The organism is Sinomonas sp. (assembly GCF_051955515.1).
Lineage (GTDB): Bacteria > Actinomycetota > Actinomycetes > Actinomycetales > Micrococcaceae > Sinomonas.
In genome coordinates, this window is sequence record NZ_JBQCGQ010000080.1 from 1 (window position 1) to 13,758 (window position 13,758).

At 68.4% G+C, this 13,758-nt stretch carries 14 protein-coding genes and 2 riboswitches; of the genes, 9 read left to right on the forward strand and 5 right to left on the reverse strand.

Translation table 11 applies throughout. From position 1 onward, the window contains the following. Positions 1–95: 95 nt before the first annotated feature. Entirely contained in the window at positions 96–1,031 is a 936-nt protein-coding gene (locus ACTHL9_RS04605) for a 3-methyladenine DNA glycosylase (RefSeq protein WP_440517626.1), read from the forward strand. Between the two features lie 6 nt (positions 1,032–1,037). On the opposite strand, the gene ACTHL9_RS04610 is transcribed toward ACTHL9_RS04605, so the two are convergent. Beyond that, on the reverse strand, positions 1,038–1,424 hold the full coding sequence (locus ACTHL9_RS04610; protein WP_440517628.1) for a YchJ family protein: 387 nt from the start codon (positions 1,422–1,424) through the stop codon (positions 1,038–1,040). Between the two features lie 89 nt (positions 1,425–1,513). Here ACTHL9_RS04610 and purS point away from each other — a divergent pair, with 89 nt between their 5' ends. The 4 genes from purS to ACTHL9_RS04630 all read left to right on the forward strand — a co-directional run bounded on the left by purS (position 1,514) and on the right by ACTHL9_RS04630 (position 5,218). Then, a complete protein-coding gene (purS, locus tag ACTHL9_RS04615) occupies positions 1,514–1,765 on the forward strand; it encodes a phosphoribosylformylglycinamidine synthase subunit PurS (RefSeq protein WP_440517629.1) in 252 nt (83 codons plus the stop codon). Further along, positions 1,762–2,538: a phosphoribosylformylglycinamidine synthase subunit PurQ gene (gene purQ / locus ACTHL9_RS04620; RefSeq protein ID WP_440517631.1), complete on the forward strand. Its 777-nt coding sequence runs from the start codon at positions 1,762–1,764 to the stop codon at positions 2,536–2,538. Before purS ends, purQ begins: the two co-directional genes overlap by 4 nt. Continuing rightward, positions 2,535–4,850, forward strand: coding sequence for a phosphoribosylformylglycinamidine synthase subunit PurL (gene purL / locus ACTHL9_RS04625; RefSeq protein ID WP_440517633.1), 2,316 nt, complete (start codon positions 2,535–2,537; stop codon positions 4,848–4,850). The genes purQ and purL overlap by 4 nt, the downstream gene beginning before the upstream one ends. 80 nt (positions 4,851–4,930) lie before the next feature. After that, positions 4,931–5,218 carry a DUF4190 domain-containing protein gene (locus ACTHL9_RS04630; RefSeq protein WP_440517635.1) on the forward strand — a complete coding sequence of 96 codons (288 nt, stop codon included), beginning with the start codon at positions 4,931–4,933 and terminating at the stop codon, positions 5,216–5,218. Between the two features lie 7 nt (positions 5,219–5,225). Here the strand turns inward: ACTHL9_RS04630 and ACTHL9_RS04635 are convergent, their stop codons facing one another. The 3 genes from ACTHL9_RS04635 to ACTHL9_RS04645 form a co-directional block, all read right to left on the reverse strand. Beyond that, a complete protein-coding gene (locus ACTHL9_RS04635; protein ID WP_440517637.1) occupies positions 5,226–5,519 on the reverse strand; it encodes a DUF503 domain-containing protein in 294 nt (97 codons plus the stop codon). A gap of 85 nt (positions 5,520–5,604) precedes the next feature. Then, entirely contained in the window at positions 5,605–6,519 is a 915-nt protein-coding gene (locus ACTHL9_RS04640; protein WP_440517639.1) for an oxygenase MpaB family protein, read from the reverse strand. 86 nt (positions 6,520–6,605) lie between these two features. After that, positions 6,606–7,091 carry a flavin reductase family protein gene (locus ACTHL9_RS04645; RefSeq protein ID WP_440517640.1) on the reverse strand — a complete coding sequence of 162 codons (486 nt, stop codon included), beginning with the start codon at positions 7,089–7,091 and terminating at the stop codon, positions 6,606–6,608. A gap of 39 nt (positions 7,092–7,130) precedes the next feature. After that, positions 7,131–7,242, reverse strand: a riboswitch (SAM riboswitch). A gap of 180 nt (positions 7,243–7,422) precedes the next feature. Between ACTHL9_RS04645 and acs the strand changes: the two genes are divergently transcribed. Continuing rightward, entirely contained in the window at positions 7,423–9,351 is a 1,929-nt protein-coding gene (gene acs, locus ACTHL9_RS04650) for an acetate--CoA ligase (protein ID WP_440517642.1), read from the forward strand. Positions 9,352–9,485: 134 nt separating this feature from the next. On the opposite strand, the gene ACTHL9_RS04655 is transcribed toward acs, so the two are convergent. Continuing rightward, complete coding sequence (locus tag ACTHL9_RS04655) at positions 9,486–9,878, reverse strand: hypothetical protein (protein WP_440517644.1); 393 nt, start codon at positions 9,876–9,878, stop codon at positions 9,486–9,488. A 93-nt stretch (positions 9,879–9,971) separates the two neighbouring features. Between ACTHL9_RS04655 and ACTHL9_RS04660 the strand changes: the two genes are divergently transcribed. The 3 genes from ACTHL9_RS04660 to ACTHL9_RS04670 form a co-directional block, all read left to right on the forward strand. Beyond that, a complete protein-coding gene (locus ACTHL9_RS04660; protein WP_440517645.1) occupies positions 9,972–10,961 on the forward strand; it encodes a DUF5937 family protein in 990 nt (329 codons plus the stop codon). Positions 10,962–11,083: 122 nt separating this feature from the next. Continuing rightward, a riboswitch (SAM riboswitch) is annotated at positions 11,084–11,194 on the forward strand. Beyond that, entirely contained in the window at positions 11,188–12,444 is a 1,257-nt protein-coding gene (sfnG, locus tag ACTHL9_RS04665; RefSeq protein ID WP_440517647.1) for a dimethylsulfone monooxygenase SfnG, read from the forward strand. It overlaps the preceding riboswitch by 7 nt. Then, a partial coding sequence (locus ACTHL9_RS04670) for an O-acetylhomoserine aminocarboxypropyltransferase/cysteine synthase family protein (RefSeq protein ID WP_440517646.1) occupies positions 12,444–13,758 on the forward strand: 1,315 nt, incomplete at its 3' end. The genes sfnG and ACTHL9_RS04670, both read left to right, overlap by 1 nt.

Here is a 13,758-nt window from a genome sequence, read left to right on the forward strand (position 1 = left end):
CGGCCGGACCAGCGGCGAGTCGCGCCGTCGTCGTCCTTAAAGCTGGGGAGGAAGGCCCCAGGCAGCTGCCGGAACCGGCGGGGGATAATGGACTGATGCCCCCTTCCGCACCCGCGCTCAGTCTCGTGCTCAAACAGCACGAGTGGCTTCCGCGCGCCGAGGCCCATGCGCAACGGGCGGCGCGCTTCGCCGAGCCGTTCGTCCAGCGGCGGAACGCGCGGCAGAAGCACCCCGTCGAAGACTTCCTCTTCACGTATTACACGCACAAACCGGGGCAGCTCGGGCGTTGGCACCCCGGCGCGGGGGTCGTGCTGGCGGGGGACGCGGCCGTCGAGCGCGTGGGGTGGAAGCACTACCGTGGCCTGACGCAAGCCGAGCGGGAGGCGGGGGGAGTCGCGGAGGCGACGGCCGCCGTCGTGCTTGATGCCGCCGCCTACCTCGGCGAACGCGAGGAGACGGTGCGGTTCTGCGACGTGATCCTGCGGGGAACGGCGTCGCGGCCCGCGCAGTTCGGATGCTTTGGGCTGCACGAATGGGCCATGGTGTACCACTCGGAGAAGTTCGGGATCCGGCACGAGTATCTGCCGTTGCGGCTCGGAGCGGAGGCTACGGATCGGGTGGTGGAGGAGCATAGGATCCGCTGCACTCACTTCGACGCGTTCCGCTTCTACACCCCTGACGCCGCGCCCCGGAACGAGCTGCAGCCCACCCGCGAAACCCAGCGGCACCTCGAGCAGCCCGGGTGCCTCCACGCGAACATGGACCTGTACAAGTGGGCTTACAAGCTCGGGCCGGCGGTGCCGGGCGAGCTCCTGATGGACTGTTTCGAGCTTGCGTGGCGGGTCAGGGAGATGGACATGAAGGCGTCGCCCTACGACCTCGCGGACTGGGGCTACGAGCCCATCCGCATCGAGACCCCGGCGGGGAAAGCCGAGTACGTCGAGGCGCAGCGGGCGTTTGCCGCCGAGGCTGCGGCGCTGCGGGAGCGGTTGACGACGGCGATCGCCCCCTTGGTCGCGGCCCTCCCCTGAGGCGCGTCAGCGCCCATCCACATAGTGCCAACGCCCGCCCTCGCGCACAAAGCGCGAGGTTTCGCGGAGGACTCCGGTGGCGCCGTCGTCGTTCGTATAGTGCGCGGCGAACTCCACCACCCCGCGGTCATCAAAGGGGCCGCCCGCCTCAGTACGGACGACGACGAGGCGTCGCCACTGCGTGCCCTCGTCGAGATCGAGGGTGGCTGGGCGGGTTGAGGGATGCCACGTGGTCAGAAGGTAGTCTGCATTGCCGGTCGCGAAGGCGCTGAAGCGGGACCGCATGAGCGCTTCGGCGGTTGGAGCGGGGACCCCGGCGTGGAAGCGGCGGCAGCAGTCCCCATACGTGTCACCGCTTCCGCAGGGGCAGCGCGTACCGGGGTCGAGGGTCATGGGGGCTACACTACTGCCGCGATTCCGGCGGCCCGTGGCCGCTCCGGTAGAATCGGGTTGCAACTCCCCTCAATCACAGGAGCCCGTTGATGCCCCGGATCGTTGTCGATGTCATGCCGAAACCCGAGATTCTCGACCCTCAGGGGAAGGCGATCGTCGGGGCACTGCCACGACTCGGCTTCACTGCGTTCAGCGGCGTGCGCCAGGGCAAGCGCTTCGAGCTCACGGTCGAGGGCCCGGTCACGGACGAGATTCTCGAGCAGGCCCGCAACGCCGCCGAGACCATGCTGTCCAACCCGGTGATCGAGGACGTGGTCAACGTCGAGGTGCTCGACGCATGAGCGAGACTCCCCTCATCGCTGACCTCGGGGGGAAGCCCGAGGAGGCGCCGCTCTCCGGCGCACTGTCTGGTGCGAGGATCGGGGTCGTGACCTTCCCGGGCACGCTCGACGACCGCGACGCCGCCCGCGCCGTGAAGCTCGCCGGCGGAACGCCCGTCGCGCTGTGGCACGCCGACAGCGAGCTCGGCGACGTCGACGCCGTCGTCCTCCCGGGCGGCTTCAGCTACGGCGACTACCTGCGCGCTGGCGCGATCGCCCGGTTTGCGCCGCTCATGGCGAAGATCGTCGATGCTGCCAATTCGGACGCCAAGCTCCCCGTGCTCGGCATCTGCAACGGCTTCCAGATCCTGACCGAGGCGCACCTGCTCCCGGGGTCGATGGTCAAGAACGACCACCTGAAGTTCATCTGCCGGGACCAGGTCCTGCGCGTCGAGAACAACCGCACCGCCTGGACGAACCAGTACGACGAGGGCCAGGAGATCACCGTGGTCCTCAAGAACCAGGACGGCCAGTACGTCGCGGACGAGAAGACGCTCGACGAGCTCGAAGGCGAGGGTCGCGTGGCGTTCCGCTACGTCGGCTGGAACCCCAACGGCTCGCGCCGCGGGATCGCGGGGATCACGAACGCGGCGGGCAACGTCGTCGGCCTCATGCCGCATCCCGAGCACGCCGTGGAACCCGGCTTCGCGCCGCTCGGCGCCGACGGACAGTACAGCACCGACGGCCTTGGCTTCTTCACGTCCGTCCTGAGCCAGCTGGTGGAAGCGAAATGAGCACCCAGACCACGCCCAAGTTCAATATCGACACGGTCGAGCACGCTGCGGAGACCCCGAACGTCGAGCTGCCGTGGGCCGAGCTCGGCCTCAAGCAGAACGAGTTCGAGGAGATCGTCAAGCTCCTCGGCCGCCGGCCCACCGCCGCCGAGCTCGCCATGTACTCGGTCATGTGGAGCGAGCACTGCTCCTACAAGTCCTCGAAGGTGCACCTCCGCCAGTTCGGCGAGAAGCTCACCGACGAGATGAAGAAGGACATGATGGTGGGCATCGGCGAGAACGCCGGTGTGACCAACCTCGGCGACGGCTGGGCCGTCACGTTCAAGGTCGAGTCCCACAACCACCCGTCCTTCGTGGAGCCGTACCAAGGTGCGGCGACAGGTATCGGCGGCATTGTCCGCGACATCATCTCGATGGGCGCGCGCCCCGTTGCCGTCATGGACCCGCTGCGCTTCGGCGCGATCGATCATCCTGACACCCCGCGCCTCGTGCACGGGATCGTCTCCGGCATCGGCGGCTACGGCAACTCGCTGGGTCTGCCGAACATCGGCGGCGAGGTCGTCTTCGACTCGGTCTACCAGGCGAACCCGCTCGTGAACGCGCTCGCCGTCGGCGTCCTCCGTCACGAGGACCTGCGACTCGCCAACGCGTCGGGCGTGGGCAACCGCGTGGTGCTGTTCGGCGCCCGCACGGGTGGTGACGGCATCGGCGGGGCCTCTGTTCTCGCGTCTGAGTCCTTCGACGACACGAAGCCCTCGAAGCGTCCCGCCGTCCAGGTCGGCGACCCGTTCGCCGAGAAGGTGCTCATCGAGTGCTGCCTCGAGCTGTTCAAGCACTCTTTGGTCGAAGGCATTCAGGACCTCGGCGCGGCCGGCATCTCGTGCGCGACGTCGGAGCTCGCCTCGAACGGCGACGGCGGCATGCGCGTGGAGCTGACGAACGTCCTCCTCCGCGACCCCACCCTGACCCCGGGCGAGATCCTCATGTCCGAGTCGCAGGAACGCATGATGGCGGTCGTGACTCCGGAGAACGTGGCCGAGTTCGAGAAGGTCATGGAGAAGTGGAACGTCGAGTTCTCGTGGCTCGGCGAGGTCACCGACTCGGGCCGTCTCATCATCACGTGGGACGGCGAGACGATCGTCGATGTCGATCCCCGCACGGTGGCGCACGAGGGCCCGGTGTACAACCGGCCGTTCAAGCGTCCGGAGTGGCTGGACGGCGTCCAGAAGGACGGGTTCCGTTCTTCCGCGGCCGGCCGGGGTCTGCCCGCCTCGGGCGACGAGCTGAAGGCCGCCGTCCTCGAGCTCATGGCCTCGCCGAACATGTGCGACAAGTCGTGGGTCACGAAGCAATACGACAGCTACGTGGGCGGCAACACGACGCTCGCCTCCCCCGACGACGCCGGCGTGATCCGCGTCGACGAGGAGACGGGCCTCGGCGTGGCGATCTCCACGGACGCCAACGGCCGCTACGCGTACCTCGACCCGTATACGGGCGCGCAGCTCGCGCTCGCGGAGTCGTACCGGAACGTCGCCACCTCGGGCGCCGTGCCGATGGCCGTCACGGACTGCCTCAACTTCGGCTCGCCCGAGGACCCTGAGGTCATGTGGCAGTTCGCCGAGGCCGTGCGCGGCCTCGCCGATGCCTGCCAGACCCTCGGCATCCCGGTCACCGGCGGCAACGTCTCGCTCTACAACCAGACCGGCACGACGGCGATCCACCCCACCCCGGTGGTCGGCGTCTTGGGCAAGTTCGACGACGTCGCCCGCCGCACGCCGTCGGGCTGGCAGCAGAACGCGGACGGCCAGGCGATCTACCTCCTCGGCACCACGCGCGACGAGCTCGACGGCTCGGAGTTTGCGAACCTGCGCGGCCACCTCGGCGGCCTGCCGCCGAAGCTCGACCTCGAGGCGGAGAAGACGCTCGGCGCGATCCTCATCAACGCCTCGCGGGATGGCATGATCGACTCCGCGCACGATCTCTCCGAGGGCGGCCTCGCCGCGGCCCTGTCCGAGATGGTGCTGCGCTTCGGGGTCGGCGCCCGCGTGGCGCTCGATGAGCTCTGCGAGCGCGACGGGGTCGACGCCTTCACGGCGCTGTTCTCCGAGTCGCAGGCGCGGGCCGTCGTCGCCGTCCCCCGGTCCGAAGAGGTGCGGTTCAACGACATGGCGACCGCCCGCCGGTTCCCGGTGGTCCGCCTTGGCGTCGTCGATGTCCTCGCGACCTCACTTGAAGTGCAGGGTCAGTTCGACCTTCCGATCGAGGAGCTCCGCGAAGCCCACGAGGGAACGCTGCCGAAGTACTTCGGCTGAGCTTCAGGGAGATGCCCCGCCTTTCGGACGCCGAAAGGCGGGGCATCTCCGTGTTCGAGTGGCGTGGCAAGATTTTCGATATGACTAACTTGCACCCTGGGGGGACACGGCCCGTTGCGGCCACGGACGGTCAAGCTACGGCGGCGATGGTGCTCGGTATCGTGGGACTCGTTGTCGGGATCATTCCCTTCTTCATCGGCCTCTTCCTCGGATTCGTGCCGATGGTTCTCGCGATCGTCTTCGGCGGCGTCTCCATGTCGCGCGCCCACCGAATGGGACTACGTCCCAGCGGTCCCGCAATCGCCGGCCTCGTGATGGGGTGTGTGCAGTTCGTCCTCATCTTCCTCGGCTACGGCACCCTCTGGTAGACCGACCTCAGTCCTCGCTGTGCAGCTCGCGACGTCGCGCGCTCAGCAGGTCCACCTCGGGCCTGCCGGCGACGAGGCGCTCGACGCCGTCGAGCACCTCGACTGCATGGGCCCTGTCGGGTGACACGAGGGCGGCGCCAATCCGGGCTCTTCGATGGAGGTCCTGATCGCCGACCTCCGCCGCTGAGACGTCGAAGCGCCGCTTCACCTCCGCCACGATCGGCCGGACTATGGCCCGTTTTTCCTTGAGAGAGTGCACGTCTCCGAGGAGCAGGTCGAACTCGATCCACGCGATCCACATGGCGACCATTCTTCCCGCGGCTATGAGAGTTGGCGTACCCGAAACGGGTGAAGGGCGCAGTTGGAGTACCCGAAACGGGGTGGGGTCAGAGGGCGCGGAGGCGCGCGAGGCGGCGGCGCGCGGCGGCTTCGCTGGGACCGGTGGCCCCCAATGCGCGGCCGACGACGGCGAGCGTGGCCTGGGCGGCCGGGCGGACCGGGAGCGGGAGGGGGCCGAGCGACGAGCGACGCAGTCTGAGAAGGTCTAGATACCGGTCGTTCATCGAGTCGACAGCGGCCGCGAAGAGCATTCGGTAGCCCGGAACGAGCAACGGGTCGAGAGGCGGATTCCGCAGGAAGCCGACCACGTCGTCGACGCGGGGGCCGCTGGAGAGGCGGGCGCCGTCGTCATACGCGTTCATCCGCTCGCGCAAGGCAGCGAAGGACGTGGGCGGGTTGGGAACGCCCATGAGCTTCGCAGCGGTCGCCCATTCGGCGACGTAGGCGTCCGCGTCCGAGGCCGGAAGAGGACCTCGGACGTATTCGTAGGAGCCGAGGAACGCGTCGGTGAAGGCCAGATGCACCCACTCGAGAAGGTCGGGTTGGTTCGCCGAATAGGGCCGCCCGATCCCACGCCCGTCAACGTACTGCCCCACCACCGCCTCGTGCACGCGCCGGACGTGCTGGGACGCACGTCGCGCGGCGGCGGTGTCGCCGTAGGTGACGGTGAAGATCCAGCGGATCGTGCCCGCGAGCCGAGCGAGCGGATCCTCCCGGTAGTGCGAGTGGTCCACTACTCCCGCCAGAACCCCAGGGTGCAGGGCCTGGGTGAGGAGAGCCCGGATGCCGCCCATGATCGGGGTCATGTCGCTGTGGACACGCCACGTCACGGAGTCCGGTGCGAAGAATCCTGCGTCATCGCCGTCCTCAAGGGCGAGCTCCCAGTCGGGAACACCGTCGGTCTGGCCCGAAAACGTCAGGCGGAGTCGGCGGCGCAGCGGTGAGAGAACGTCGATGCTCACCTCTCAAGGGTGGCGCGGCGCGGTTGGCCGGGCAACACCGGGACGCCTGCCGGGGACAAGGGCGCCCGCGTCCCCGGCGGGCGGCCCTATGTGGCCCAGTAGACGTGGTTGGTCAGGGGAAGGAAGCTCTCCGGATCCGAGACGCTGACTGCCTCGCCGATCAGAATCACATGGTCCCCTGCGTCCACCCGCTGCCAGAGGCGACACTCGATGCGCGGGACGTCGGTGGCCACAATCGGCGAGCCCAGCACGCCGGGCTCCCAGGCCAGTCCCGCAAACTTGTCCGTTCCCTTCGCCACGAAACGCTGCACGAGTCCCCGATCAGACTCGGACAGGATATGCACTGCGAAGTTGTCGGTCGTGTTCCACACATCGAACGACGAGGAGCGCTTGTCCACAGCCCATGAGACGAGAGGCGGGTCGAGGCTGACGGACGTGAACGAGTTGCTCACGAGGCCGGCCAGAGTTCCCTCGCTCTGAGTCGTGATGACCGAGATCCCGGTGGCCCAATGCCCCATGGCGCGGCGCAGGTCCGCCCCGGTGACGATTTGGTCCACGGATGTGACGGTCATGGCTTCCTCCAGCAATCGGCCGGACGTCCGGATGCCCGGGCGCCGTACTTGCCGCGGACGGTCGCCGCGACCGGATCCTCATCTGGGGCACCCCACTACGGGAGAGGGTTGCCGCCCGGCCAGCCAGAGCTTCGCGCCGGGACTCTTGATCCTGACATTCACCCTACGGAAGCAACTTTGGAGAGGTAAAGCGCGTCCGTAACACGGACACACATCTTAGTGCTCGTCCAGTCGTGACTTTCCGTGACGTTGTGTTGCGCGGCGAGCTTTGGAGGGTGGACTTCTGCGGGCGTTTAGTGGAGGCACCGCCCACAGCTTTCGGAGGATTTCCATGACCGCTGCCACGCCCGAACGCATCGCCTTCTGGGAGGACGCCGCGCGCCGGCTCGAGTGGGCAGAGCCATGGCAAACGGCACATTCGTGGACGCCTGCTGATCTCGAAAGTGACACTCCGCCCGAGATCCGCTGGTTCGACGGCGGCAAGCTCAACGCCGCTGTGAACTGCGTGGACCGGCACGTCGCAGCGGGCCGCGGGGAGAAGGTCGCCCTGTACTTCGAGGGCGAGCCCGGCGACCGCGTGGCCGTCACCTACGCGGACCTCCAGCGCCGGGTCGCCCAAGCCGCCCACGCGCTGGAGGCGCTCGGGGTGCGCAAGGGGGACCGCGTCGTCGTCTATCTCCCGGTGCTTGTCGAAACGGTGGTGGTCACCCTCGCCTGCGCACGCATCGGCGCCGTCCATTCGCTCGTGTTCGGCGGCTTCTCGGCGGAGGCGCTGCGCTTTCGGGTCGAGGACACGGGCGCGAAGCTCCTGGTCACGACGGACGGCCAGTACCGCCGGGGCAAGGCCGTGCCCGTGAAGGACAACGCCGATGCGGCGGTGCGCGGGGGCGCCGCCGCGGGCGACAACGCGATCGAGCACGTCCTCGTGGTCCGCCGCACCGGCTCCGACATCGCGTGGATGCCGGGCCGGGACGTGTGGTGGCACGAGCTCGTCGATGCGCAGCCAGAGACCCACGAACCCGAGGCGTTCGACGCCGAGACCCCGCTGTTCATCATGTACACGTCAGGCACCACGGGGAAGCCGAAGGGCCTCGTCCACACGACGGGTGGCTACATCGCCCAAGCCTCGTGGAGCCACGAGTTCCTGTTCTCGAACCCCGACCCCGCGCTTCGCGACAACGATGTCCATTGGTGCACCGCCGACCTCGCGTGGGTCACTGCCCACACCTACGAGATCTACGGGCCACTCTCGAACGGCGTCACGCAGGTCATCTTCGAGGGCACACCCAACACTCCGCACCCCGGCCGGCACTTCGAGATCATCCAGCGCTACGGAGTCACGAGCTACTACACGGCGCCGACGCTGGTGCGCTCGCTCATGGGCTGGTTCCCCGGCGGCGTGCCCGGCGAGTACGACTTCTCCTCGATTCGCGTTCTCGGCACGGTGGGCGAGGCCGTGAACCCCGAGGCATGGCGCTGGCTGCGCGGGAACTTCGGGCGGGACTCGGGCGGGAACGTCCCGATGGTCGACACCTGGTGGCAATCGGAAACTGGCGCAACCGTGCTATCACCGCGGCCCACCGATGCCTCGTTCAAGCCCGGGTGTGCTACGAGGGCCCTGCCGGGCCTCGCCACGGACATTGTGGACGACGACGGCGTCCCCGTCCCGCCGGGCATTCAAGGCAACATCGTGGTCACCGAGAGTGGCCCGGCGATGGCGCGGACGGTGTGGGGCAACCCCCGGCGCTACCTCGACTCGTACTGGCGCAAATACGCGGCGCAGGGCTGGTTCCTCGCGGGCGACGGCGCAAAGTTCGACGACGACGGCGACATTTGGATCCTCGGCCGCACGGACGACGTGCTCAACGTCTCGGGGCACCGCATGTCCACCATCGAGATCGAGTCGGCGCTTGTGTCGCATCCGGCGGTCGTAGAGGCGGGCGTCTGCCCGGTAGCCGACGCCAAGACCGGGCATGCCATCGCGGCGTTCGTCGTGCTCACCGCCGCGGCCGCGGGACGTGCGGGCGCCGACAAAGCCGAGCTCGCCGCCACCCTCCGCGCCCACGTCGCGAAGGAGATCGGCCCGATCGCAAAGCCGCGTGACGTCGTCGTCGTCCCTGATGTCCCCAAGACGCGCTCGGGGAAGATCATGCGCCGCCTCCTCACACAGCTCTTCGATGGGACCCAGCTCGGCGACACGACGAGCCTGCAGAACGAGCCGTGCATCGCCGAGATCGAGAAGGTCCTCGCAGGACGCTAGCCCGGTGAGAAGTGGCCACGCGTGAGGTGAGAAATGGCCACGCGTCCCAAACGCGTGGCCACCTCCTGCCCAACGCGTGGCCACCTCCTACCCAACGCGTGGCCACCTCCCACCCAACGCGTGGCCACGTGTCGCTAGAGGAGCCGCGTCGGGGAGGCGCCGGAGCGCGCCATCCGCAGGGCGTCGTCGTCGCGCCGCTCGCGCAGCCGTGCGTCGACGGCCCCTGCCGCCTCGAACAATTCCCGCAGCCACGACCAAGCCCGCCCGAAAGCCCGGCGAAGGCGGCCGAAGTCCGGCATGCCCAGTAGGTCGCCGGCGTGGGCCGGGATCGCGGTGGGCGCGACGAGCGGACGGTTCTGAAGCCGGCGAGGCGACGGCGCAACCAGGGTGAGGCGATCGCCGTTGCCATGCGGTGCACGGGCCAGCCGACGGGGCGCCGGGCGGAGCGGATGGCGGACGGGAGCGGGCGCGGCTGCCCGTGATTCGACGGCGTGGGCGGTGGGGGTGCGAGTGTCTGTGCTGCTCATGTCCAGCAGTCTGCGCGCTGGCCGAGAGGGGCGAAACGATTCGGTTCTCCTCGAATCCTCGACCCGGGGACGCGCCGTTCTTACGCTGGTTCCATGCTCATTCGACTCACGAGCGAAGACCTCACCCGCGTGCGCTTCGAGGCGTCGCCGATGTGGGAGACCGTCACGAGCCTTCGCGCCCTCCAACAGGGAACGCCGCTGCACCGGCCGTGGATCGAGGAGGCCAAGAAGCGCCTCGCCGACTCGTCCGACAGGGAGGCCAAGGACCACCTCCGGGTCCTCACGACGCTCGTGCAGCCGAAGGGCTTCATCGCGGATTCGCTCACCCCGACCCCGACCCGTCAGGACTCGTTTCCCGAGACCCTCGCCGCGGTCGCGGCGGTTCCCGCAGAGCTGTGGCTGCGAGATCTCGGGTTCCTCGAGAAGCGCGAAGTCCCCGATTACGGGCGACGCATCATCGCCGAGTTCCGGGACGACGTCGCCGCCGGCGTCCGCCGCGTGACCGCCGCCCTGCGCTGGTACTGGGCGACCGCCGTCGAGCCTTATTGGCCGCGTCTGCGCTCCGTGCTGCTCGCCGACATCGATTCCCGGCTCGAGGACCTCGCGCATTATGGCATCCAGGAGGTCTTCAAGACCCTGCATCCGAGCATCCGGCCCACGGAGCAGGGCCTCGAGATCATGCGCGGCTGCGAAGCGACCGACCGCCCCAAGCCCGGCGGCGGCCTCGTCCTCGTCCCGACGGCGTTCGTCTGGCCCTCCACGCTGGTCCTCCACACCGCGCCGTTCGTGCCGACCATCACCTACGCGCCACGCGGCGTCGGCCGCCTCTGGGAGAAGACACGCGAGACCCAGGAGAGCCCCGTGTCCCGGCTCCTGGGGCGGACGCGCGCCCAGATCCTCGCCCAGCTCGACGTCCCGATGACGACGACGCAGCTCGCCTGCGCGCTCGACCTCGCCGCCGGGACCGTCAGCAGCCATCTGAAGATCCTCGCCGACTCCGGACTCACTGAGCCGGTCCGGGCCGGTCGCGAGGTTTTCTACCAGCGGGGCAAGGTCGGCGAGCAGCTCTTGGCGCGGGCGTGAGAGGTGACCACGCGTCGGGCGAGAGGTGGCCACGCGTCGAAGGTTGTTCGGGTAATTCAAGTCAGCATGCAGTGTGACGAAATAATTTGCATCGTTACGGCGGCATTCAGGAGAATCGCACTGACCCATCCCGAGCGGCCGAGAGATCTGGATCTGTGACGCCGCAGCAACCCTGGCCCGCTGACGAACCAAGCCAACGGCGCCAAAGGTGCTACTGCCAGAAGCGATGGTGAGTGCCCCGCTCTCGTCGCGCCCGAGTTCAAGGAGCGCAACCGTGTCCGATCACGTCATCGATTTCGAGACCCCCCTCAAGTTCGCCTACTGGGTGCCCAACGTCTCGGGAGGCCTTGTGGTCTCCACCATCGAGCAGCGCACCAACTGGGAGTTCGACTACAACAAGAAGCTCGCGCGAATCGCCGAGAACTCCGGCTTCGAGTACGCGCTCACCCAGACCCGCTACGCCGCGAGCTACGGCGCCGACAAGCAGCACGAGGCCACGTCGTTCTCCCTCGCGCTCCTCGGCGCGACCGAGCGCCTCAAGGTCATCGCCGCCGTCCACCCCGGAATGTGGCACCCCGGCGTGCTCGCGAAGTTCATCATCACCGCTGACCACCTTTCCGGTGGCCGCGCGGCCGTGAACGTCGTCTCCGGCTGGCTCAAGGACGAGTTCGTGAACTTCGGCCTCGAGTGGCTCGAGCACGACGAGCGCTACGTCCGCACTGAGGAATTCATCAACGTGCTCCGTGGCCTCTGGACCGAGCAGGGCTACTCGCAGTCCGGCAAGTACTACGACATCAAGGACTTCACGCTGAACCCCGCGCCGGTGAGCGTCGAAGGCCGCCCGCACCCGGAGATCTTCTTCGGTGGCAATTCGACGGCGGCGCAGGCAGCGGCAGGCCGCACCGCTGACTGGTACTTCTCGAACGGCCGCGACATCGAGGGCTTCAAGGCGAACATCGCCGGCGTCCTCACCGCCGCGAAGGAGGGCCGCAAGGCACCTCAGGCCCCGCGGTTCGGCCTCAACGGCTTCGTGATCGCACGCGACACCGAGAAGGAAGCCCACGACACCCTCCGCGAGATCGTCGCGAAGGCGCACCGCCCCGCGGTCGAGGGCTTCGCCGCCGCCGTCAAGGAGGCGGGCCAGTCCACGAAGGACGGCAAGGGCATGTGGGAGGACTCGACGTTCGAGGACCTCGTCCAGTACAACGACGGCTTCCGCACCAAGCTCATCGGCACGCCCGAGCAGATTGCCGAGCGGATCGTCGAGTACAAGAAGATCGGCGTGAACCTGCTCCTCACGTGCTACCTGCACTTCCAGGAGGAGGTCGAGGCGTTCGGCCGGGACGTGCTCCCGATCGTGCGCGAACTCGAGGCCGATCTGGCCCGAAAGAACGGCACGGAGCTCAACACCGAGCTGCTGCCGGTCACGAACTTCAACGCGGCCGAGCTCGCCGGTTCGGACCTCGCCGGGGCGAACGCCTGATGCCCGAGCGTCAATTCGGCTTCCGCACCCGGGCCCTGCACGCCGGCGGCACGCCGGACGCCGAGCATGGAGCGCGCGCCGTCCCGATCTATCAGTCGACATCGTTCGTCTTCAAGGACACCGACGACGCCGCGAACCTCTTCGCGCTGCAGAAGTACGGCAACATCTACTCCCGTATCGGCAACCCCACGGTCGCGGCCTTCGAGGAGCGCATCGCGTCGCTCGAGGGCGGCATCGGCGCGGTCGCGACGTCGTCGGGCATGGCCGCCGAGTTCATCACGTTCGCCGCGCTCGCCCAGGCGGGCGACCACATCGTCGCGTCGTCGAAGCTGTACGGCGGCACGATCACGCAGCTCGACGTGACGCTGCGCCGCTTCGGCGTCGAGACGACGTTCGTGGACAGCACGGAGGCGCCCGACTTCAAGGCCGCGCTGCGCGAGAACACGAAGGCGATCTACACCGAGGTCGTCGCCAACCCCTCCGGCGACATCGCCGACCTGCCCGGGCTGGCCGCCGTCGCCCATGAGCACGGCATCCCGCTCGTGGTCGACTCGACGCTCACTCCCCCGTACCTCCTGCGGCCCATCGAGCACGGCGCGGACATCGTGATCCACTCGGCGACCAAGTTCCTCGGCGGCCACGGCACCACGCTGGGCGGCGTCGTCGTCGAAAGCGGGACGTTCAACTGGGGCAACGGCAAGTTCCCGTCGATGACCGAGCCCGTGCCGAGCTACGGCAACGTCTCGTGGTGGGGCAACTTCGGCGAGTACGGCTTCCTCACGAAGCTCCGCTCCGAGCAGCTCCGTGACATCGGGCCGTCGCTCCCGGCGCAGTCCGCGTTCCAGCTCCTGCAGGGCGTCGAGACGCTCCCGCAGCGCATGGACGCGCACCTCGCGAACGCGCAGCGGGTCGCGGAATGGCTCGCCGCGGATCCGCGCGTCACGTACGTGAACTTCGCGGGGCTACCGTCGCACCCGCAGCACGCGCGCGCGAAGGAGCTCCTGCCGCTCGGCGTCGGCTCCGTGTTCAGCTTCGGGGTCAAGGGCGGCCGCGCGGCCGGTGCCAAGTTCATCGAGGCGCTCCAGATCGCGAGCCACCTCGCGAACATCGGCGACGCGCGCACGCTCGTCCTGCACCCCGGTTCGACGACGCACCAGCAGCTCTCCTCAGAGCAGCTCGTCGCGGCGGGCGTGCCGGAGGACCTGATCCGGCTCTCGGTGGGACTCGAGGACGTCGAGGACATCATCTGGGACCTCGACCAGGCACTGGAGGCTTCCCAGGTGGCGGCTGAGCAAAGTGCCGAGCTCGAGGCGG

What these genes read in the sequence shown, in the direction of transcription:
- ACTHL9_RS04605 (WP_440517626.1), top strand. Translation starts at nt 96, where the DNA reads ATGCCCCCTTCCGCACCCGCGCTCAGTCTCGTGCTCAAACAGCACGAG.
- ACTHL9_RS04610 (WP_440517628.1), bottom strand. Translation starts at nt 1,424, where the DNA reads ATGACCCTCGACCCCGGTACGCGCTGCCCCTGCGGAAGCGGTGACACG.
- purS (WP_440517629.1), top strand. Translation starts at nt 1,514, where the DNA reads ATGCCCCGGATCGTTGTCGATGTCATGCCGAAACCCGAGATTCTCGAC.
- purQ (WP_440517631.1), top strand. Translation starts at nt 1,762, where the DNA reads ATGAGCGAGACTCCCCTCATCGCTGACCTCGGGGGGAAGCCCGAGGAG.
- purL (WP_440517633.1), top strand. Translation starts at nt 2,535, where the DNA reads ATGAGCACCCAGACCACGCCCAAGTTCAATATCGACACGGTCGAGCAC.
- ACTHL9_RS04630 (WP_440517635.1), top strand. Translation starts at nt 4,931, where the DNA reads ATGACTAACTTGCACCCTGGGGGGACACGGCCCGTTGCGGCCACGGAC.
- ACTHL9_RS04635 (WP_440517637.1), bottom strand. Translation starts at nt 5,519, where the DNA reads ATGTGGATCGCGTGGATCGAGTTCGACCTGCTCCTCGGAGACGTGCAC.
- ACTHL9_RS04645 (WP_440517640.1), bottom strand. Translation starts at nt 7,091, where the DNA reads ATGACCGTCACATCCGTGGACCAAATCGTCACCGGGGCGGACCTGCGC.
- acs (WP_440517642.1), top strand. Translation starts at nt 7,423, where the DNA reads ATGACCGCTGCCACGCCCGAACGCATCGCCTTCTGGGAGGACGCCGCG.
- ACTHL9_RS04655 (WP_440517644.1), bottom strand. Translation starts at nt 9,878, where the DNA reads ATGAGCAGCACAGACACTCGCACCCCCACCGCCCACGCCGTCGAATCA.
- ACTHL9_RS04660 (WP_440517645.1), top strand. Translation starts at nt 9,972, where the DNA reads ATGCTCATTCGACTCACGAGCGAAGACCTCACCCGCGTGCGCTTCGAG.
- sfnG (WP_440517647.1), top strand. Translation starts at nt 11,188, where the DNA reads ATGGTGAGTGCCCCGCTCTCGTCGCGCCCGAGTTCAAGGAGCGCAACC.